18 protein-coding genes and 1 tRNA gene are annotated in these 21593 nt (G+C 64.1%); 11 read left to right on the top strand and 8 right to left on the bottom strand.

Going from position 1 to position 21593, the window contains the following annotated elements:
- Positions 1–2 precede the first annotated feature (2 nt).
- A complete protein-coding gene (locus tag AWB68_RS18400; protein ID WP_087645774.1) occupies positions 3–428 on the top strand; it encodes a DUF4279 domain-containing protein in 426 nt (141 codons plus the stop codon).
- Between the two features lie 78 nt (positions 429–506).
- On the opposite strand, the gene mfd is transcribed toward AWB68_RS18400, so the two are convergent.
- Positions 507–3980: a transcription-repair coupling factor gene (mfd, locus tag AWB68_RS18395; protein WP_087645773.1), complete on the bottom strand. Its 3474-nt coding sequence runs from the start codon at positions 3978–3980 to the stop codon at positions 507–509.
- Between the two features lie 110 nt (positions 3981–4090).
- Between mfd and ispD the strand changes: the two genes are divergently transcribed.
- A complete protein-coding gene (gene ispD, locus AWB68_RS18390; protein ID WP_087645772.1) occupies positions 4091–4807 on the top strand; it encodes a 2-C-methyl-D-erythritol 4-phosphate cytidylyltransferase in 717 nt (238 codons plus the stop codon).
- Between the two features lie 24 nt (positions 4808–4831).
- Positions 4832–5323 (top strand): 2-C-methyl-D-erythritol 2,4-cyclodiphosphate synthase, encoded by a 492-nt coding sequence (gene ispF, locus AWB68_RS18385; protein ID WP_087645771.1) that lies wholly within the window; start codon positions 4832–4834, stop codon positions 5321–5323.
- 65 nt (positions 5324–5388) lie between these two features.
- On the opposite strand, the gene AWB68_RS18380 is transcribed toward ispF, so the two are convergent.
- The 4 genes from AWB68_RS18380 to ompR form a co-directional block, all read right to left on the bottom strand.
- Entirely contained in the window at positions 5389–5913 is a 525-nt protein-coding gene (locus tag AWB68_RS18380) for a carboxymuconolactone decarboxylase family protein (RefSeq protein WP_087645770.1), read from the bottom strand.
- A gap of 103 nt (positions 5914–6016) precedes the next feature.
- A complete protein-coding gene (locus AWB68_RS18375) occupies positions 6017–6565 on the bottom strand; it encodes a peroxiredoxin (RefSeq protein WP_087645769.1) in 549 nt (182 codons plus the stop codon).
- Positions 6566–6760: 195 nt separating this feature from the next.
- Positions 6761–8131: an ATP-binding protein gene (locus AWB68_RS18370; protein WP_087645768.1), complete on the bottom strand. Its 1371-nt coding sequence runs from the start codon at positions 8129–8131 to the stop codon at positions 6761–6763.
- A 52-nt stretch (positions 8132–8183) separates the two neighbouring features.
- Complete coding sequence (gene ompR, locus AWB68_RS18365; protein ID WP_087645767.1) at positions 8184–8909, bottom strand: two-component system response regulator GluR; 726 nt, start codon at positions 8907–8909, stop codon at positions 8184–8186.
- Between the two features lie 248 nt (positions 8910–9157).
- On the opposite strand from ompR, the gene AWB68_RS18360 reads away from it, so the two are divergent.
- Positions 9158–9550, top strand: coding sequence for a hypothetical protein (locus AWB68_RS18360; protein ID WP_087645766.1), 393 nt, complete (start codon positions 9158–9160; stop codon positions 9548–9550).
- A gap of 19 nt (positions 9551–9569) precedes the next feature.
- The gene (locus tag AWB68_RS18355) at positions 9570–10607 is read left to right on the top strand and encodes a DUF1501 domain-containing protein (RefSeq protein ID WP_087645765.1); all 1038 of its coding nucleotides are present in this window, start codon (positions 9570–9572) and stop codon (positions 10605–10607) included.
- 4 nt (positions 10608–10611) lie between these two features.
- On the opposite strand, the gene AWB68_RS18350 is transcribed toward AWB68_RS18355, so the two are convergent.
- Positions 10612–11463: a squalene/phytoene synthase family protein gene (locus AWB68_RS18350; protein WP_087645764.1), complete on the bottom strand. Its 852-nt coding sequence runs from the start codon at positions 11461–11463 to the stop codon at positions 10612–10614.
- Between the two features lie 135 nt (positions 11464–11598).
- Positions 11599–11685, bottom strand: a tRNA-Leu gene (locus tag AWB68_RS18345).
- Between the two features lie 281 nt (positions 11686–11966).
- Between AWB68_RS18345 and AWB68_RS18340 the strand changes: the two genes are divergently transcribed.
- The 3 genes from AWB68_RS18340 (at position 11967) to AWB68_RS18330 (ending at position 16330) form a co-directional block, all read left to right on the top strand.
- Entirely contained in the window at positions 11967–12404 is a 438-nt protein-coding gene (locus AWB68_RS18340; protein WP_087645763.1) for a DUF2946 domain-containing protein, read from the top strand.
- 81 nt (positions 12405–12485) lie between these two features.
- Positions 12486–14870, top strand: a complete 2385-nt coding sequence (locus tag AWB68_RS18335; protein ID WP_374729584.1) for a TonB-dependent receptor — start codon at positions 12486–12488, stop codon at positions 14868–14870.
- A gap of 44 nt (positions 14871–14914) precedes the next feature.
- Positions 14915–16330: a PepSY-associated TM helix domain-containing protein gene (locus AWB68_RS18330; RefSeq protein ID WP_087645762.1), complete on the top strand. Its 1416-nt coding sequence runs from the start codon at positions 14915–14917 to the stop codon at positions 16328–16330.
- A 46-nt stretch (positions 16331–16376) separates the two neighbouring features.
- On the opposite strand, the gene AWB68_RS18325 is transcribed toward AWB68_RS18330, so the two are convergent.
- Positions 16377–17522, bottom strand: a complete 1146-nt coding sequence (locus tag AWB68_RS18325) for a glycerate kinase (protein ID WP_087645761.1) — start codon at positions 17520–17522, stop codon at positions 16377–16379.
- Between the two features lie 470 nt (positions 17523–17992).
- On the opposite strand from AWB68_RS18325, the gene tig reads away from it, so the two are divergent.
- From tig to clpX, 3 genes are all read left to right on the top strand, one after another.
- Entirely contained in the window at positions 17993–19339 is a 1347-nt protein-coding gene (tig, locus tag AWB68_RS18320; protein WP_087645760.1) for a trigger factor, read from the top strand.
- A gap of 138 nt (positions 19340–19477) precedes the next feature.
- A complete protein-coding gene (gene clpP / locus AWB68_RS18315; RefSeq protein ID WP_062634041.1) occupies positions 19478–20131 on the top strand; it encodes an ATP-dependent Clp endopeptidase proteolytic subunit ClpP in 654 nt (217 codons plus the stop codon).
- Positions 20132–20306: 175 nt separating this feature from the next.
- Positions 20307–21578 carry an ATP-dependent Clp protease ATP-binding subunit ClpX gene (gene clpX, locus AWB68_RS18310; RefSeq protein ID WP_087645759.1) on the top strand — a complete coding sequence of 424 codons (1272 nt, stop codon included), beginning with the start codon at positions 20307–20309 and terminating at the stop codon, positions 21576–21578.
- Positions 21579–21593: the final 15 nt, after the last annotated feature.

The raw sequence follows: 21593 nt of genomic DNA, 5'->3' as shown, positions 1-21593 counted from the left end.
CCATGGCCGATAAGAATTCTCAGCCGCTTGCATACGCATCGTTCACCATCTCCGGTGACTTGGTATTGCCTGAATTCTGGACTGGATATTTTGACGTAGTACCCGACATCGCACACAGAAAGGGTGATCCGATCGTTGACCCTACCGGTCAAGGCCGGAATATTGGAAGACGAACAGGCGTATGGGGCGTGAGAAGCAAATCGGCTATACACAATGACCTGCTCGAACCGCACCTGCGACATCTCATCCGGCAACTTGGACTTCCACGGGGTGATCTGCTCGAACTGACCACGCAAACCGCTGCACATATGCGCTTTTTCTGCTATTGGGACAACGAATCCGGAACGCGCATCCCTGACATTCCCGACGACATCCGCGCGATGATGGAATCGATGGGCGGCACGATCGAAATCGACGAATACCGCTAGCGGGCACAGTTAAAAACACGAAAAGCCGACGCATCGAGTGCCGGCTTTTCGTTTAATCGCGCCATCGCGCATATAAAACTACCGTGCCGGCGCCGCCTGCCGCACCGGCGCGCCGAGCGCGCGCAGCGTCTCCTTGACCGTCGCAATCCGCACCGACAGATCCGGGCTGCGCGTCTCGATCCTGAGCTTGTCCTGCCCCGCGAGCTTGATGTGCTTGTGCTTCTGCACCATCTCGATGATCTTCATCGCGTCGACGGGAGGATTCGGGATGAACTGCAGCCCGATCACCAACTCGGCCGCGTCGATCTTCACGATGCCGAGCGGCCTCGCGGCGAGCCGCAACCGATGCGTCTCCACCAGCGCATGCGCCTGCGGCGGCAACTTGCCGAAGCGGTCGATGAGTTCCTCCAGGATGCCGTCGATCGAATCGCTCGATTCGCAGTTCGCGAGCCGCTTGTACAACGACAGGCGCTCCTGCACGTCGCCGCAGTAATCGGCGGGCAGGATCGCGGGTGCGTGCAGGTTGATCTCGGTGGTCGCCGCTAGCGGGGCGTTGAGGTCGGGCTCGCGGCCTTCCTTCAGCGCCTTCACGGCGTCGTTGAGCATGTCGGTGTAGAGCTGGAAGCCGATCTCCTGGATTTCGCCCGACTGCTTGTCGCCGAGCACTTCGCCCGTGCCGCGGATCTCGAGGTCGTGCATCGCGAGATAAAAGCCCGAGCCGAGTTCCTCCATCTGCTGGATCGCCTCCAGCCGCCGCTGCGCCTGCTTCGTCAGCACGGCGGGATCGTGCACGAGCAGATACGCGTACGCCTGATGGTGCGAACGACCGACACGCCCGCGCAACTGATGCAACTGCGCGAGGCCGAACTTGTCGGCGCGATGCAGGAGGATCGTGTTCGCGCTCGGCACGTCGATGCCGGTTTCGATGATCGTCGTGCAAAGCAGCACGTTCGCGCGCTGGCCGACGAAATCGCGCATCACGCGTTCCAGTTCGCGCTCGTGCATCTGCCCGTGCGCGACCGCGATGCGGGCTTCGGGCACGAGCGCTTCGAGCATCGTGCGGCGGTTTTCGATCGTCTCGACTTCGTTGTGGAGGAAGTACACCTGGCCGCCGCGCTTGAGTTCGCGCAGCATCGCCTCGCGGATCACGCCGTCTTCCTCGCGACGCACGAAGGTCTTGATCGCGAGCCGCTTTTGCGGCGCGGTCGCGATCACGGAAAAGTCGCGCAAGCCTTCGAGCGCCATGCCGAGCGTGCGCGGAATCGGCGTCGCGGTGAGCGTGAGCACGTCGACTTCCGCGCGCAGCGCCTTCAACGCCTCCTTCTGACGCACGCCGAAGCGGTGTTCCTCGTCGATGATCACGAGCCCGAGCCGCTTGAACTGCACATCCGACGACAAGAGCTTGTGCGTGCCGATCACGATGTCGATGGTGCCTTCGTTGATCGCGGCGATCGACGCGGCAATCTCCTTCGTGCTCTTGAACCGCGAGAGTTCCGCGATGCGCACCGGCCAGTCGGCGAAGCGATCGGTGAAGGTCTGCGTGTGCTGCTCGGCGAGCAGCGTGGTGGGCGAAAGAATCGCGACCTGCTTGCCCGCCATCACCGCGATGAACGCCGCGCGCAGCGCCACTTCCGTCTTGCCGAAACCGACGTCGCCGCAAACGAGCCGGTCCATCGGCTTGCCGCTCGTCATGTCGCCGATCACGGCGGTGATCGCCGCGGCCTGGTCGGGCGTTTCCTCGAAGCCGAAACTTTCCGCGAACTTCGTGTAGTCGCGCGGTTCGAGCTTGAACGCATAGCCCTCGCGCGCGGCGCGGCGGGCGTACAGGTTGAGCAATTCGGCGGCCGTATCGCGGATCTGCTGCGCGGCGCGGCGCTTCGCCTTCTCCCACTGGCCCGAGCCGAGCGCGTGGAGCGGGGCGCTGTCGGGATCGGCGCCGCTGTAGCGCGAGATCACGTGCAACTGCGCGACCGGCACGTAAAGCTTGCTTTCGTTCTGGTATTCGAGATGCAGGAACTCGGTCTCGCCTTCGCCGAGGTCCATCGACACGAGCCCCATGTACCGCCCGATGCCGTGTTGCGTATGCACGACCGGATCGCCGATCTTCAGCTCCGACAGGTCGCGCACCATCGAGTCGACGTTGCTCGCCTGCTCCTGGCGGCGCCGTCCGGTGCGGCGCGCGAGCGGGCCGTAGAGCTCCGTCTCGGTGACGATCGCGAGTTCCTCGCCGGGCAGCGCGAAGCCGTTCGCGAGCGGCGCCACGCCGAGCGAGAATTTCGCGTCGCCGGCGAGCCATTGCTGGAAGGTGTCGTCGAGCGCGGCGCGCAGGCCGTGCTCGGCGAGCATTTGCTGGATCGTCTCGCGACGTCCCGCCGATTCCGCGACGAGCATCACGCGGTTTGGCGTCTGGTCGAGATAGTGGGAGAGCGCGAGCAGCGGCTCGTCGGCGTGACGGTCGAGCGCGAGACCCGGCAGCGGCACGGCCCAGCCGCCCTCCGGCGCGGGTGGGAACTTCAACTGTGCGAACGGCTTGGCGAACGCGAAGAAGTCGTCGTCGGTCAGGAACAGGCGGCGCGGTTCGAGCAGCGGCCGCTCGCGGTCGTGTCCGAGGAAGTTGTAGCGCTGCCTCGTGTCGTTGGTGAAGCGCTTGATCGACGCATCCATGTCGCCGATGAATACCAGTTGCGCGCCTTCGGGCAGGTAGTGAAAGAGCGTCGCGGTTTCGTCGAAGAAGAGCGGCAGGTAGTACTCGATCCCCGCCGACGGCACGCCGTTGCCGATGTCCTTGTAAATCGACGACCGGCTCGGGTCGCCCTCGAACACTTCGCGCCAGCGGCTGCGGAAAGCGGTGCGGGACGCTTCGTCGAAGGGGAATTCGCGGCCCGGCAGGAGGCGCACGTCGCGCACGGGATAGAGGCTGCGCTGCGTGTCGGGGTCGAACGCGCGGATCGAATCGACCTGATCGTCGAACAAGTCGATCCGATAGGGCAGCGGCGAGCCCATCGGGAACAGGTCGAGCAGCGAGCCGCGCACGCAGTATTCGCCCGGACGCACAACCTGGCTCACGTGCTCGTAGCCCGCAAGCGTCAATTGCGCCTTCAGTTTCGCCTCGTTCAGCCGCTCGCCCTGCGTGAACGAGAACGTATAGGCCGCAAGGAACGACGCCGGGGGCATCCGGTAGAGCGCGGTCGTCGCGGGCACGAGCAGGATGTCGCAGCGGCCAACGCCTAAGTCATGCAGGGTCGCGAGCCGTTCCGAGACGAGGTCCTGGTGCGGCGAGAACGTGTCGTAGGGCAGCGTCTCCCAGTCGGGCAGGAGGCGCACGCGCGCGTCCGGCGCGAAGTAGGGGATTTCGGCGGCGAGGCGCTGCGCATCGACGGCGCTCGCGCACAAAACCGTCAGAAGCGGCACCTGTTCGCGGTGCGCGAGGTGATAGCGCGCGATGGCGAGCGCGTCGGAGGAACCGGTGGCGCCATCGAAGACGAAGCGCTGGCCCGCCTTGACGAGCGCGATGGGAGAGGTGGACTGCGAGGTGACGGCTTTTGAAGGCATAAGGTGTGCGGGGAACCGTCCGCGCGCGAAAGTGCGCGCGGACCGGCGTGGTCGCGGAGGACCTATTATAAAATCCGGGCTTCACTTTGACTTGGCAACATTTCCCACTCGTGACTTCCCGCCTGTTTGCCCTGATCCCTTGCGCCGGTAACGGCAGCCGCTCGGGCGCGCCGATGCCGAAGCAATACCAGACGGTGGGCGGCCGCCCGATGCTGAGTTATACGCTCGCCGCGTTCGACGCGTGCTCCGAATTCTCGCAGACGCTCGTCGTGCTCGCGCCCGACGACAGCCATTTCGACGCCCGGCGCTTCTCCGGCCTGCGATTCGCCGTCAAGCGCTGCGGTGGGCCGTCGCGGCAGGCAACGGTGCACAACGGGCTGAACGCGCTCGTCGAATTCGGTGCCAAGGACGACGACTGGGTGCTCGTCCACGACGCCGCGCGTCCCGGCATCACGCCGGAGATGATCCGCAAGCTCGTCGCGGAACTGAAGGACGACGCGGTCGGCGGCATTCTGGCGCTGCCGGTCGCGGATACGTTGAAGCGCATCGATGTCGAAGGCGACGCGCACGCAGAAGGGCGCATCGCCCGCACGGAACCGCGCGACGGCCTGTGGCAGGCGCAGACGCCGCAGATGTTCCGGCTCGGCATGCTGCGCGAGGCGATCCAGCGCGCGCGGCAGGAAGGCCACGATCTCACCGACGAAGCAAGCGCCATCGAATGGGTCGGTTACGCGCCGCGGCTCGTTCAAGGCAGTCTGCGCAACTTCAAGGTCACCTATCCGGAAGACTTCCCGCTCGCTGCGGCGATGCTCAGCGCCACGCCTTAATCTCTTTACAACAAGGTTCAATCGATGGATTTCAGAATCGGACAGGGCTACGACGTTCACCAGCTCGTGGAAGGACGCCCGCTCATCATCGGCGGCGTGACGATTCCCTACGAACGCGGCCTCCTCGGACATTCGGATGCCGACGTGCTGCTGCACGCGATCACGGACGCGCTGTTCGGCGCGGCGTCGATGGGCGATATCGGCCGCCACTTTCCCGATACCGCGAAGGAATTTGCCGGCGCCGACAGCCGCGTGCTGCTGCGCGAGGCGTTCCGGCGCATCTCGGAGGCGGGTTTCGCGATCGCCAACGTCGATTCGACCGTCATCGCGCAGGCGCCGAAGTTGAGCCCGCACATCGACGGCATGCGCGCGAACATCGCGGCGGACCTCGAACTAACGGTCGATCGCGTGAACGTGAAGGCGAAGACCAACGAGAAGCTCGGCTATCTCGGACGAGGCGAGGGCATCGAAGCGCAGGCGGCGGTGCTGCTGCGAAGGACGTCGATCGATCACTGAAGCAAAACGCCACGCATTTGCGTGGCGTTTTGCTTGACTGAGGCCAGTTCAAAGGCCGAAAGCGCTTACTTCGCTTCCGCCTCGATGGCGAGCGCGGCGGCGTTGATGACCGCCGCGATCCGGCCGACATCGCGCAATTGCGTCGTGCTCATGCCTTCCGTGACGAGGTTCTCGTAGTGCGACTTCACGCAGAAGTGGCACTTGCCGATGATCGATGCGGCGAGCGCGTACATCTCGAAGCGGCGCTTGTCGACGCCGCCATGCGACGCGTACGCGTTCATCCGCAGCCCTGCCGGTTGCGTCTTCAGGTCGGCGTTGTCCGCCATCTCCAGGTACGGATACCAGACGTTGTTCATGCCCATCAACGCGGCGGCGGTCAGCGCGGCGTTGGTCTCTTCCGGCGACAGCACGCCCGCCGAGCGAATCGCGTTGACGATCTTCGTCGCCTTCGCCGCGTAGGCAGCGGCCAGCGCGACGCCGACTGCGTCGTTGCCTTGGAGCGACGAGCGCGCGATCGTGCCGTCGACGTTCAGCCGGATGTCCTTCGCGTAATCGGGAATGAGTTCTTTAATCGAGGACAGAAATTCCATTGATTTCTCCTATTCGAAAGACCGAAAAAAAGCCCGCCGGCTTAAGGTGATTCCATAAGCATAGCGGGCCTGGTGTCGAGCCGTAGAAGGCTTCCGGCGACGCTTACAGCGTCGAGCCGCCGACTGCGCGGTTGCACGCGCAAAGTTCGTCCGTTTGCAGGCCGTCCAGAATACGCAGCACTTCTTCCGGATTGCGGCCGACGTTCAGGTTGTTCACCGAAACGTGCTGGATGACGTTGTCCGGGTCGACGATGAACGTCGCGCGCAGGGCCACGCCGGCTTCCTTGTCACGCACGCCGAGCTGGTCGATCAGCTCGCCCTTCACGTCGCCGAACGCGTAGTGGTTCAGCTTGTTCAGGTCCTTGTGTTCACGGCGCCATGCGAGCTTGACGAATTCGTTGTCGACGCTGCCGCCGAGCAGGATCGCGTCGCGGTCTTCGAAGTCTTTCGCGAGCTTGCCGAATTCGACGATTTCCGTCGGGCAGACGAACGTGAAGTCCTTCGGGTAGAAATAGATGATCTTCCACTTGCCGGGGAACGACTGCTCGGTGATCTCTTCGAACGCCGACTGGCCGTTTTCTTCGTGATGGTTGAAACCCGGCTTGGCAGCGGTAACGGTAAACGCTTCGACTTTATCGCCCACGGTCTTCATATGACAACTCCTGTGTTCGTTGGAAGGACAAAACAAACTACCTGAACGCCGTAACGCCGCCATGACACATGTCTTGCCGCCGGCGTCACACGATGACTCACTATACCTCTATTAATTAATTTTTTCAATAGATTTTAACTAACGAACCGGATAGCTTTTAACGAAAGGCCCGATAGATTTTTACATTCTGTTGTGCTAGTCGCGCTGGCTTTCGAACTTCGTGCCCTTGACCACCGGGAAGTCGATCGTGACCTCGAAGCCGGGACCCGGCACGCGATTGCGCAAGCGCAGCGAACCGCGCTGACGCGTCACGAGCCGCTGCACGATCGCCATGCCGAGCCCGGTGCCGTTCGCCTGCGTGCGCGCGGTATCGACGCGATAAAACGGACGCGTGATCAGCGCGACCTGGTCGTCGGGGATGCCGCGCCCTTCGTCCATCACCGACAGTTCCACGCGGCCATGCGTCACATGGGTCTGCAGCGTGATGCGCGCGACGTCGTCGTGCTCGCTGCGTCCGTACTTGCGCGCGTTTTCCAGCAAGTTGCCGACCACGCGCCGGGCGTCCGTCGGATCGCCCTCGATCATCGCGCCGTACGCGAGTTCCGTCTTCATCACGACGCCTTCGTCCGAATGAAAGCGCGCGGCGAGTTCGCCCGCGATCATCGAGAGATCGACGGCCTCTGGCATGCGCTGCATCGGCCGCGCGTAGTCGAGGAAGCGCCCGATGATCATGTCCATCTGTTCGATGTCGTCGATCATCGCGAGCTTGGTCGTCTCATCGGACGGGCTCATTTCGGTTTCGAGCCGCAGTCGTGCGAGCGGCGTGCGCAGGTCGTGCGAAATGCCCGCGAGCATCAGCGCGCGATCCGCCTCGAGTTGTTCGAGCGCCTGCACCATCTGGTTGAAACTGCGATTGGTTTCCGCCGCGACGCCCATGCCGCGCTCGGGCAGCGGCTCGGGCGACTGCCCCGAGCCGACCTTGCGCGCGGCAAGCGCGAGCCGCGCGAACGGCCGGTTGACGAGGCTCGTGATGAACGCCGCGCCGAACAGCGACAGCGCGAGCGCGAATACGCCCCAGCCGGCCCATTGCAGACCGGTGACGGTATCGAGCTGATCGCGGTCGAGCGCGACCCAGTAGTCGTCGTCGTCGATCTTGAAGCTGATCCATACGCCGGGAATGTCGTTTACCGACTGCGCGATGATCGTCTCGTTGCCGAGCCGCCCGCGCACGTCGCGCTCGATCAGCCGGTTCAACGACTCGTCGGGCTGGAGACGATACTTGTCGGTGGTTTCGCGCGGGTACACGCGCACGCCTTCATTGCTCTCCAGGTCCTGCAGCAATGCGCGGCGCAGGTCGGGATCGGAATAAAGGAGGGCGGTGCGGGTGAGTTTGACGACCGCGACGAGTTGCAGCGCCACACGCTGCGCGCGCGGCTCGCGCTCGATCACACGAAAGCTCTGGAACCAGGCAGCGATGCTGACCGCGATCAACAGCGCGATCAGCGCAAAGGTCCGCCAGAACAGGCCGCCGAACGCGAGCGTCAGTAGCCGCCTGTCGATGCGCATGGGTCGTTCGGGTCCTGCTCGGGAAGGGTCAAGAGGCCGGTTACAGCGCCCCTCACGCGGCGCCGTCGGGGATGAAGACGTAGCCGAGGCCCCACACGGTCTGGATGAAGCGCGGGCTGCTCGGGTCCGGTTCGATGAGCTTTCTTAGACGCGAGATCTGCACGTCGAGACTGCGGTCGAACACTTCGTATTCACGGCCGCGCGCAAGCTCCATCAGCTTTTCACGCGAGAGCGGCTGGCGCGGATGACGCGCGAACACCTTGAGCACCGAGAATTCGCCGGTGGTGAGCGGAATTTCCTGGCTGTTCTTCGTGAGCGTGCGGGTGGCGAGATTCAGCGCGAACTCGCCGAACTCGAACACTTCGGTGGTCTCCGACGGCGCGCCCGGCAGTTCGGACGGCGACTGGCGGCGCAGCACCGCATGAATGCGCGCGACGAGTTCGCGCGGGTTGAACGGCTTCGGCAGGTAGTCGTCGGCGCCCATTTCGAGGCCGACGATGCGATCGACATCCTCGCCCTTCGCGGTGAGCATGATGATCGGCGTACGGTCGTTGCTGCCGCGCAAGCGCCGGCAGATCGAGAGTCCATCTTCCCCGGGCAGCATGAGGTCGAGGACGAGCAGGTCGAAGCGTTCACGGACCCAAAGCTTGTTCATCGACGGCGCGTTTTCCGCGACATAGACGTTGAAGCCCTGTTCGCCGAGATAACGCCGAAGCAGGTCGCGCAGGCGCGGATCGTCGTCGACTACGAGTATTTTCGAGGGATTTTTGGTTTCCATGACGGCATCTTAGCGCGATTAGAAAGGGGTCGAGTTTGTAGCAATTCTAGTGTAACAGTTGGTTACAAAATTTACGGAGGCCGTGGCACGCCTTATTGCTTCTGTGCGTACACTCCTTTACCTAAGCCCGTCATTCGGTAGATACTTCATTAGACCAACACTCGGCGTCTGCACCTTAAAACATTGGCTGTGCGTGCAGCGCGAAAGAGAATGAGGCTGTCCGGTTGCCGAGCCAAGAAGGGAACAACATGAAGGGAGCGCGCCAGCGCGGATCTGTGCGCCCCGAGCGCATTTTCAAGAAGACGCTACTCGCTAGCGCGCTTTACGCCGCACTGACCACTTCCCCGGTCTCTGCACAGTCATCGTGGACACCCAGCCGCGATTCGGCTGCGTTCGACCGTTCCGTCACCAACCCGCCCGACCGCTACGACGGCCGCATCATCCGTACACAACAGCGTACAAGCAAGAACCAGACCGCCAACCGCAATAGCGATCCAGCCAAGCCGCCTGCGATGCAGCCCATCCAGCAAAACGACCAGCCGCCCGCGCGGCCGCCCCGGCATGCCGTCATGACGGCCGACGAGCGGCGTCTCTTGCGTCAGCACATCGAGGAAGCGGTGCGCGATCTCTACAAGCGTTGAGCAAACGCCGCGGCTTGCGATGAACCGGCGCGAGTTTCTTTCGATCGGCGGTGCCTGTCTTTGCGCGCCGAGCGCCTTTGCCGGCGTCCTGCCGACGGCGGCACGAAGCGGCGTCGGCAGGACGCTGATCCTCGTCGAATTGAAGGGCGGCAACGACGGTCTCAACACAGTGGTTCCGTTCGCCGACCCCGTTTACCGGCTGCTGCGCCCGACCATCGGCATCGCGCGCGAACGGGTGCTGCAACTCGACGAGCGCACCGGGCTCCATCCTTCCCTCGAACCGCTGATGCCGCTCTGGCGCGACGGTCAACTGGCGATCGTGCAGGGCGTTGGTTATGCGCAGCCGAACCTGTCGCACTTCCGCTCGATGGAGATATGGAACACCGCATCGCGCTCCGATCAATACTGGCGCGACGGCTGGCTTGCGCGTGCGCTGAGCGCGGCGGGCAACGCCGTCGATCCCATCGCGATCGGCAGTGCCGAGGCGGGACCGTTTGCGAGTGGCCCGTTGCGGTTCATCGACGATGCCGATGTGCGTGGCACCTTGAAGTCGCGCTTTCCGGCGAATCCTTTCGGCGCAGCGATCCGATCCGCGATGCTGTTGCTGGCTTCGGCAAAGCCGCGCCGTGATCTCGCGGTGTTACGCCTGACGCTCAACGGTTTCGACACGCATCAGAACCAGACACGTCAGCACGCAATGCTGCTGAAGACGCTGTCGGATGGTCTGCTCGCGATGCGGCGCGCGCTGATCGAACTCGGACGCTGGGACGAAGCGCTCGTGCTGACTTGTTCGGAATTCGGCCGGTCGGCTCGTGAGAATCAAAGCGGCGGGACAGAGCACGGCACGGTGGCGCCGCATTTCGTGGCAGGGGGTTGTGTGCGCGGCGGGCTGTATGGCGCGGCGCCACAGCTTGCGCGGCTCGATGGCAACGGCAACTTGCCTCTCGCCATCGATTTCCGGCAGCTTTACTCGACTGTCCTCGGCGCCTGGCTCGACCTCGACGCCAGCGCGATCCTGCAACAGCGCTTCGAACCTCTGCCGCTCATCAGGACCTGAGCGCTCAACGCGTGCGCCAACTGATCCAGAGCTTGCGGATCGGCGTGAGCGCGATGCGCTGATGAAGGACCTGAAAGTTCTCCCGCTCGATTTCCTCGAGCGACGCAAGCGACAACGCCGCCAGCGTACGCAACAGCCGCTGGCCGGCACGCTCAGCCGCAGGAATCGCGGCGAGCGCATCGGTGAGCGCGCGCTTCGAGCGCTCGACCTGGAAGCGCATCAGCGCGGTGAAGTCGTCGCTGTACTTGCGGTTGATGAGGTCGGCCGCGGTCACGCTGAAACGCTGCAATTCGTCGATCGGTATGTAGATGCGGCCGTGGCGCGCGTCGTCGCCGAGTTCCTGCATGCGCTCCGCCAGCATCAGCGCCGCGCCGAGCGGCGCCGCCCATTGCGCCGCATGCGCGGCATCGCGTGCGGTTACGCGCGCGACCGCCACCGCGAACGCGCCGCCCGCCTGGTCGAGATAACGGCGCAGGCCGGGCCAGTCGAGATAGCGCGCCTGGTCGAGGTCCATGCCGAAGCCGTCGACGAGCGCATCGAGCGATATGCGATCCTGCTCGTCGAGCAAGAAGCCGGCGGAATTTCGAGCACTGGTGGAATGCGCCTTCAGCGCCTTCGTCACCGGATGCGACGGCTCGCCGCCAAACAGGCTCGCGAGCTCCTTTTGCCACCACGCATGCTTCGTGCGGCCGATGGTCGGATCGCTGGTTTCCTTGGCGGTCTCCTCGAGTTCACGACGCAGCGCAAAGAGCGCAGTCAGAAGCGGCTGGCGCGCGGCCGGTGCGCGGCGCAGCGCGTAATACGTGCTGGAGCCATCGGGGGCGGCCTTTTGCTGGCAATAGTCGTCGAAGTTCACTGGAGTCGGCGTAGTGGGGCGGTCGGTCGTGAGTCCGTCGTGAGTCGCTCATGAACGGCCCGCCTAGCAAAAAAAAGCCATTGAACATCAATGGCTTTTTTCGTGCTGCTGATACTGCTGGGTGATGCTGGATGATGGTGCGAGGAAGGGGACTCGAACCCCTACACCATTGCTGGCGTCAGGACCTAAACCTGGTGCGTCTACCAATTTCGCCATCCTCGCCGCCTGATCGTCGCGCCGCAATGGACGCGCGATCTGCTTTGCCGGAGCTTGTACGGGCCGCTTGATACTGCCTTGATACTGCGCTTGATAGTGCTCGAAAAACCGCGATCAAACCGCGCGCCCGCCGCGCCAAGCCCAAGATTCTAACCGATTCGATCATCGATGTCTGCAAGCGGGAAAGCCGCTTCAGACTGCCGATACGAAGCATACGCCGCAAGCAATTGCGCCTCTTTCTCGGCCTGCCTACAATCGGCGTCTCGTCATCGCCCACGGCTCGCACCATGACCCGCACTTCGCGCAATCGCTTCGTTGCATGGCTCGGCATCGCCGCCATGTGGCTTGCGATCGTCGCGCCGGTCGTGAGCCAGAGCATCGCCGCGCGCGAGAACGCCGCCGACCCGCAAGCACCGATCTGTTCGGCTGAGTTCGTCTCGACGCTGGTATCGGTCGTGCTCGGCGACGAGCACGACGAGCACGGCGATCATCGGGCCGCCGCCCCCGCTGCTCACGACGGCCATCACGCCTCCTCGGCCGATCATTTCGCAGCGTGCTCGTATTGCGGACTGCTCGCGCACCATCTTCCGCTGCTGCCGGGCGACGCGCTTCACGTCTCGAGCGTCGAGCGCGTCACGCGCGTAGCCCGGATCGCGACACGCGCATCCGTCCACGCGAAAACCTTCAATGCCGCGCATCCGCGCGCGCCTCCCGTCGTCGCCTGAAGTTCGTCACTCGTCCCGACCGTCACGCCGGCGCACCATCGCGCCCGCCCGGTCTCGCGTTCACATCTTCAGGATTCTTCGATGCTCGACTTCTTCAAGCGAGCGCGGCAGCCGCACGGCTGCCGCGCCGCCGTGCGTTGGCGCACGCCTGCGCGCCTGCCTCTGCCGCTCGCGTGCGTTCCGCTGACGCTGATGGCGCAGGCGGCTTATGCCGCAACGGCCGCACCCGCCGACAACACGAGCCCGCAACACGCCGCGAGCGAACCTGCGTCGCTCGCGCCCGTCGTCGTGACGGCACAGGCGGCACGCCCGACGCTCGATCCCAATCTCCCCGCCAGCGTCGCGACGGTCACCGCGGAGCAGTTCGAAAACTGGAACGTCGTCACGCCGGAAGACGTGCTCAAGTACGCGCCGAACATGGCGGTCCGCAAGCGCTTCATCGGCGATGTGAATTCGACGATCGCCGTGCGCGGCACGAGCAACTCGCAGACGGCGCGCGGGCTCGTCTATGCCGATGGCCTCCTGCTCAGCAACTTCCTCGGCAATACCTTCACGTTCGCGCCGCGCTGGTCGATGGTCTTCGCCGACGACATCGACCAGGTCGACGTGATCTACGGCCCATACTCCGCGCTGTACCCGGGCAACTCGATGGGCGCGACCGTCGCGATCACGACGCGCATGCCCACGCACTTCGAAGCCGATGCCAAGGTGCAGGGCTTCACGCAGCACTTCGACCTGTTCGGCGTGAACCGCAGTTTCAACGGCACGAACACGACGGCGACGATCGGCGACAAGGTCGGCCGCCTGTCGTACCTGATCGGCGCCGATCATCTTGAGAACACGAGCCAGCCGCTGCAGTTCGCCACGCTCGCTCAATCGACGACCCCCGCGAAAGCCACCGACCGGCCCGTCACGGGCGCTTATTTCTACAACGACCAGAACAACGCGCGCACGGCGGTGCTCGGCGTCTCGAGCGAGGGCATCGAGCGCACGTTCCAGGACCAGTTCAGGCTGAAGCTCGCCTACGACCTGACGCCGACATTGCAGGCCGGCTTCACGCTCGGCTACTGGCATCAGAAGTACAACAGCGATACGCAGACCTTCCTGCGCGATGCGAACGGCAATCCGGTGTACAGCGGGCTCGTGAATATCGGCGGCTTCGAGTACAAAGTGCCGGCCGCGACCTTCGCGCCCAGCCAGGGGTCGAGCGAGAACTTCCTCTATGGCGTGTCGCTTCGCACCCGCAACCAGACCGGGTGGAACGCGGAAGCAGTCGCATCGTACTTCGACGTCACGCAGAGCATCGCGCGCACGGCCGCCTCCGGCGTGCCCGGCGACGGCCCCGGCACGATCACATACGGAAGCGGCAGCGGCTGGAAATCGCTCGATCTGCGCTCGACGTGGACGCCGCCATCGGCGGAGGCGGGTCTCGCCGCGCACTGGCTCTCGTTCGGCTATCACTACGACAACTATTTCCTCGACAACGAGACCTACGCGACGGCCGCCTGGCGCGACGGCGGCAACGCGGCATTCGCGAACGCATTCGGCGGTCGCACGCAATCGCAAGCCGCGTACGCGCAGGATTCGTGGCGCTTCCTGCCGCGCTGGCGGCTGACCTACGGCGCGCGCTACGAGAACTGGAACGCCTACGACGGAACGCGCGCGCTCGGCGCGACGTCGCTCGACTATGGCGCCGCGAGCGAGAGCCACTGGTCGCCGAAGGCGTCGATTTCGTTCGATGCCACGCCGGACTTGCTGCTGCGCGCGTCGATCGGGCGGGCGTACCGGTTTCCGACCGTCGGCGAACTGTTTCAAGGGCAGATCAACGGCGTCGCGATCGTCAACAACAATCCGAACCTGAAGCCCGAAGACGATCTGTCGAAGGAACTCACGGCCGAGTGGCAGCACGGCAACGGCGTGTATCGCTTCACGTTGTTCCAGGACGACGTGAAGAACACGATCTTCAGCCAGACCAACACGACGGTGATCCCGAACGTCACGAACTTCCAGAACATCGACAAGGTGCGCTCGCGCGGCATCGAGACGAGCTATGAAGGACAGGACGTGCTGCTGCGCGGACTCGATCTCACGGCGAGCGTCGCGTACACGCAGTCGAAGATTCTCGCGAACAGCGGCAATCCGGCGTCGGTCGGGAAGTACTTCTATCGCATACCGCTATGGCGCGCGAATGTCGCCGCGACGTTCCATGCGACCGACAAGACGGCGGTGACGCTCGCCGCGCGCTACTCGGGCCGCCAATACAACACGCTCACCAACACCGATACGAATCCGAACACGTACGGCGGCACGAGCACCTACGCGGTCGTCGACGCGAAGTTCACCTACCGGCCGACCAAGGGGAGCGAGATCGGCATTGGTGTCGACAATCTCTTCGACCATCGCTATTTCGTGTTCCACCCGTATGCCGGACGCACGATTTACCTGGAAGGGCGCATCGGCATCTGACGCCAGCGTCTTCAACCTCGGTCTTCAACTCTTCGGAATACGTCATGCAAGCTTCAAACAACACGCTGGCCGACGCGGCCGCGCATCACCGGACGCTTTGGCGCTGGCATTTCTACGCAGGACTTTTCGTGATGCCGCTCCTGATCGTGCTCGCGATCACCGGGACGCTGTACTGCTTTCAACCGCAGATCGAGCCCTGGCTTTATCGCGACCGGATGATCGTCGAAGCGCAGGTTGCGCCGCGTCTGGGACATCAGGCGCTGCTGGCGAAGGCCATCGCGAGCGAGCCGCGCGGCGCCGCGCCGACCACCGCGCAGATCGACACCGATCCGCGCCGTAGTGCGGAGTTCGTGTTTCGCCTGCCGTCCGGCGAGAGCGAAAGCGTCTACGTGAATCCGTACACGGGTGCGGTGCTCGGCACGCTGAGCGTCGAGCATCGCCTGATGAAGCAGATACGCAACCTGCATCGCGGGTTGATGCTCGGCAAGACCGGCGAACTCGTGATGGAACTCGCGGGCTGCTGGACGCTCGTAATGATCGGCACCGGCATCGCGTTGTGGTGGCCGAAAGGGCGGCAAACGGGCGGCGTCTGGGCGCCGCGTCTCGCGTTGCGCGGACGGGCATGGTGGCGCGATGTGCATGCGGTCGGCGGCATCTGGCTCGCGATCGGCGCGGTGTTCTTCGTGCTGAGCGGGTTGCCGTGGTCGGGATCGTGGGGCAAGCAGTTCAAGGCGCTCGCGACTTCGGCGGAACTGGGCTATCCGAAGGGCGCCTGGGGCGACGCCCATGTGCATTCGACGAAGCCGCCGGCTGCCGCCGCCGCCCACGCGCAGACGGACATGCACGACATGAAAATGGACGACTTGCCGCTGCCGCAAACGCCCTGGGCGGTGGGCCTGACGCCGGTTCCCGACGGCGCGCCGCAGGAGCCGGGCACCGCGCGCATTTCGCTCGACGCCGTCGTCGCGCTCGCGGCCGCGCAAGGCATCGCCGATGGCTACAGCATCGCGCTGCCGGCGTCGGAGCATGGCGTCTATACGGTGTCGTACCTCCCGGACGATCCGCGTGCCGAGCGCACGCTGCACGTCGATCAATACAGCGGCAAGCTGCTCGCCGACATCGCCTACGGCGACTACGGCCGCGTCGCGCAGTGGATTTCGTACGGCACGTCGCTGCACATGGGGCGCTACTTCGGGCTCGCGAACCAGATCGTCTGCGCGGCGATCTCGCTCGGGCTCGCCGCGATGGCGATCACCGGCTTCGTGATGTGGTGGAAACGTCGTGCCGGAGGCGCGCTCGGCGCGCCGGCGCGTCCCGCGCGGCGTGCGCCGATGCGCGCATGGAGAAGCGGGCTGACGATGCTCGGCGTCGTGTTCCCGCTGATGGGGCTGACGATGCTGATCGTGTGGGTGTCGGACCGGCTCGTGTTCGGCAGGCGCGCGGAGCGGGCGAGTTCGTGAGCGCGGATTTCGCGTTGGGCGACCGAGCCGCTCCTTCGTAAAGCGCTTACCGCGAACCGAACTTCAGGCGCGTCAGTTGTTCGGCTTCATTCGCAAGCAGCGTCGCGGCGTCGCGGATCGCGACTTCGAGCGTGATCGGCCCCGGCGCCGGCGAGAAGCATCCGCTGAAGAACTCCGACAACCGCGGCAAGGCAGCCGGATCCATCCCGCCGGACAAAAGCGTCGCTTCGACGCCCACCGCCCGCGCATGCTTGCAGGCGATGAACGGCGCCTTGCCGTGCAGCGTCTGCACGTCCGACCGGCCTTCGCCCGTGATCAGCCAGTTCGCGTTTTCGAGCGCCGCATCGAGCCCGATCTTGCGCGCGACTACTTCCGCGCCCGGTTCGAAGCGCGCGCCGAGCATATGCAGCGCGAAGCCGAGGCCGCCCGCCGCGCCCGCGCCGGGATTGTCGCGCGCCGTGCGCTGCAGCGCCGGTTCGAGGACATCGGCGAAATGGGCGAGGGCGGCGTCGATGTCCTTCACCTGAGCCGGCGTCACGCCTTTTTGCGGCCCGAAGATCGCGGTCGCGCCGTGCTCGCCCGTCAGCGGGTTGTCGACGTCGGACATGCCGATGAATTCCGCGTCCTTCAACCGCGCGTCGAGCCCTGATGCGTCGACGCGCGCGATCCTCGGCAGCGCCGACGGAACCGGTTCGAGTTCGTTGTCGTCCCGGTCGAGGAGCTTCAGCCCGAGTCCGACCAGCAGGCCCGCGCCGCCATCGTTGGTGCTGCTGCCGCCGAGCGCCACGTAGAAGCGGCGCGCGCCGAGATCGAGCAGCGCGCGGATCGCTTCGCCCATGCCGCGCGTGTCGCGCTCGGTGACGGGGACGGCCATGCCGTCGGGGTCGGTGATGCCAACGACTTCCGCCGTCTCGAGGATTGCGCTGCCGTCGCCGAGCAGGCCCGTCGCGGCTTCGCGCCGGGCGCTCGCGGCGCCTCGCACGTTCAGCATGCGGCGCTCGCCGCCCGCGGCCAGCATCGCGTCGAGAGTGCCTTCGCCGCCGTCGGCCATCGGACAGATGCGCACGACCGCGTCCGCTCGCGCACGCCGCACGCCCGTCGCGATGGCGCCTGCCACCTGCTCGGCGCTGAGCGAGCCTTTGAAGGAATCCGGAGCGATGACGACGATAGGGGCGGACATGGCGTTTGACATGGTGTCTCGTGATTTTGGAATGGATTGAATTCGCGCGATCAGGACCGATGTAGTGCCTTCGGCATTCCCTTCGCGCATGGCGCGAATGCCGCGCGGCTATGCGGGCCGGAGCGGGATTCGCGTTGCGCCGGCAAGCTTATCAGCGTGTCGCCGAACGCAAAATAGCCGCGCTGCGATAGCCGGCATTGTGCGCGCGGTTTTGCACCCCAGAAACGCGGAATAACGCGAAATCCGGCCGAAAAAGCGCGAATTCGCACGCCCGGCGGCCAAAGGCGACGGGCCTGCCAAATTGTTTGCTAAAATGTTCGGCTCTGTTGACTCGTACCGTGTCGACGGCGGCCTGAATCCACGGAACGAATGGCGCGCAAGCGCTGCCGCCGTGCAGGCGCCGGACGCGGCCCGGTACGAAGCAGCCACAGACCCAGACACACGAACCCGAATACTCGAATCACTCTAGGACGATAGAAGCCATGGCTAACGTTGAAAACCTCGGCAAGCTCGAACGCCGCGTCACCATTTCCCTGCCGAAGGACACGGTGCAGAAGGAAGTGGATTCGCGCATCCGCCAGTTGGCGAAGAACGTGCGCATGCCGGGTTTCCGCCCGGGCAAGGTGCCGCTCAAGATGGTGACGCAGCAGTACCAGGGCCAGGTCGAAGCCGAAGTGCTGAGCGACAAGGTCGGCAAGGAGTTTTTCGACGTGACGCGCGCCGAGAATCTGCGCGTGGCGGGCCAGCCGAGCTTCGCGCCGAAGGGCGAGGAAGCGCCGGCCGACGCCTACGCATTCGACGCAACCTTCGAGGTCTATCCCGAAGTGAAGCTGGGCGACGTCGCGACGGCTGAAATCGAGCGCACGGTCACGACCATCTCGGAAGGCGAGATCGACCGCACGCTGGAAATCCTGCGCAAGCAGCGCGTGCACTACCACGCACGCGGCGAAGGCGGCGAGCACGGTGACGGCGGCGCCGACACCGCAGCGAAAGACGGCGACCGCGTGACGATGGATTTCGTCGGCAAGATCGACGGTGAAGTGTTCCAGGGCGGCAGCGCGGAGGATTTCTCGTTCGTGCTCGGCGAAGGCCGCATGCTGCCGGAATTCGAAAAGGCGGCGCTGGGTCTGAACGTCGGCGAATCGCGCGAATTCGACCTCACGTTCCCGGACGACTATCACGGCAAGGAAGTGGCCGGCAAGACCGCGCAATTCACGATCACGATGAAGAAGATCGAATGGCCGCACCTGCCGGAAATCGACGGCGAGTTCGCGAAGTCGCTCGGCATCGAAGACGGCGACATCACGAAGATGCGCGCGGAAATCAAGGACAACCTCGAGCGCGAGGCCAAGCGCCGCACGCAACAGATCGTGAAGAACCAGGTCATGGACGCGCTCCTCAAGATCTCCGATCTCGACGTGCCGAAGGCGCTGATCGAGCAGGACCAGGAACGGCTCGTCGAAATGGCGCGCCAGGACCTGCAGCAGCGCGGCGTGCCGAACGCAGCGGACGCGCCGATTCCGGCAGAAATGTTCGCTGAACAGGCCGAGCGCCGCGTGAAGCTGGGCCTGGTTCTTGCCGAACTCGTCAAGGCCCACGAACTGCAGGCAAAACCCGAACAGATCCGCGCCGAAGTCGACGAATTCGCGAAAAGCTACGAAGACCCGAAGGAAGTCGTCCGCTGGTATTATTCGAACCAGCAGCGCCTTTCCGAAATGGAAGCGTACGTCGTGGAAAGCAACGTCGTCGACTTCGTGCTCGGCAAGGCCAAGGTGACCGACAAGGAAGTCAGCTTCGAGGAACTGGCGAGCGCAACGGCGCAAGCCTGAAGCAGCGTCCAACGGGCGTGCGGGTCGTCGGCGTGACGACCCGCACGCCTTTTTTGCATTAAAGTTTGTGCGTGCGGATGCCGTTGTCCCCGATGTCCCTTTGTCGTTCAGTATCCCTATTCCGAACAAGGAAATTGCATGACCTTTCGCGCTCAATTGCTCGACACGTTAGCTTCAAACGCTCCGCGGGACTTCGAAGCCCAGGCGCTCGGCCTCGTTCCGATGGTCGTGGAAACGAGTGGCCGCGGCGAACGTGCCTATGACATCTATTCGCGCCTGCTGAAGGAGCGCGTGGTGTTCCTCGTCGGCGAAGTGAACGACCAGACGGCGAATCTCGTCGTCGCGCAGTTGCTGTTCCTCGAAAGCGAGAACCCCGACAAGGACATCAGCCTGTACATCAACAGCCCGGGTGGCTCGGTCTCGGCGGGCATGGCGATCTACGACACGATGCAGTTCGTGAAGCCCGACGTCGCCACGTTGTGCATGGGTCTTGCAGCCAGCATGGGCGCCTTCCTGCTGGCGGCCGGCGCCAAGGGCAAGCGCGTCGCGCTGCCGAATGCGCGCGTGATGATTCACCAGCCGCTCGGCGGCGCACGCGGACAGGCGTCGGACATCGAGATTCAGGCGCGGGAAATCCTCTACCTGAAGGAACGGTTGAACCAGTTGCTGTCGCATCACACCGGCCAGCCGGTCGAGCGCATCGCGCGTGACACCGATCGCGACAACTTCATGTCCGGCGACGACGCGCAGGCGTACGGCCTCGTCGACCAGGTGCTTCACAAGCGTCCCTGATCGCGTCTGAACGGGTTGATAACAAACGCCGCGCCGGCCCGGGCAATGGGGCCGGCCCCGCCCGAAGCGCCTGCGGCAGAACGCCAGTGACCTTTCAGTTGTCGCGCGGGTCGTATCTGCGTGGAAAGATCGAAGGGCGTATTATGTAATTGAGTGTCCGGAGGCTTACACATTTATGGCGGACAAAAAAGGTTCAAACAGCGAAAAGCTGTTGTATTGCTCGTTTTGCGGCAAGAGCCAGCATGAGGTCAAGAAACTCATCGCTGGCCCGTCGGTGTTCATCTGCGACGAATGTATCGATTTGTGCAACGAGATCATTCGCGACGAAGCAGCCGGCGCGGCGGAAGAAGCAGGGCTGACAAAGTCCGATCTGCCGAGCCCGCAGGAAATCAGCGATATTCTCAATCAGTACGTGATCGGCCAGGAACGCGCGAAGAAAATTCTCGCGGTGGCTGTGTACAACCATTACAAGCGTCTCAAGCACCTCGACAAGAAAGACGAGATCGAGTTGTCGAAGAGCAACATCCTGCTGATCGGACCCACGGGTTCGGGCAAGACGCTGCTCGCGCAGACGCTCGCGCGCATGTTGAACGTCCCCTTCGTCATCGCCGATGCGACGACGCTGACGGAAGCCGGCTATGTCGGCGAGGACGTCGAGAACATCATTCAGAAGTTGCTGCAGAACTGCAACTACGAAGTCGACAAGGCGCAGCGCGGTATCGTGTACATCGACGAAATCGACAAGATCAGCCGCAAGTCGGATAACCCGTCCATCACGCGCGACGTGTCGGGCGAGGGCGTCCAGCAGGCGTTGCTGAAGCTCGTCGAAGGGACGATGGCGTCGGTGCCCCCGCAAGGCGGCCGCAAGCATCCGAACCAGGATTTCATCCAGGTCGATACGACCAACATCCTGTTCATCTGCGGCGGCGCGTTCGACGGGCTCGAAAAAGTCATTACGGATCGCACGGAAAAGACCGGCATCGGCTTTGGCGCGACCGTGAAGAGCAAGCTCGAGCGCGACGCCGGCGAAGTGCTGCGCGACGTCGAGCCGGAAGACCTGATCAAGTTCGGTCTGATTCCCGAACTGATCGGCCGTCTGCCGGTGGTGGCGACCCTTGGCAAGCTCGACGAAACCGCGCTCGTGAAGATCCTGATCGAGCCGAAGAACGCGCTCGTGAAGCAGTATCACAAGCTGTTCAACATGGAACGTGTCGAGCTGGAAATCCGCCCGGCGGCGCTGCAGGCCATCGCGCAGAAGGCGATTCGCCGCAAGACCGGCGCGCGCGGGTTGCGCTCGATCCTGGAACAGGCGTTGCTCGACGTGATGTACGAACTGCCGGCGATGAAGGGCGTGAGCAAGGTCATCGTCGACGACAACACGATCGACGGCGACGGCAAACCACTTCTCATCTATGAAGATGCACCGAAGGTAGCGGGCTCGAACTGAAGTTGGGCTGTGTGT

The organism is Caballeronia choica, from assembly GCF_001544535.1.
GTDB lineage: Bacteria > Pseudomonadota > Gammaproteobacteria > Burkholderiales > Burkholderiaceae > Caballeronia > Caballeronia choica.
The sequence above is the reverse complement of the archived record's forward strand: the minus strand, read 5'-3'. Positions and strand labels throughout refer to the sequence as shown.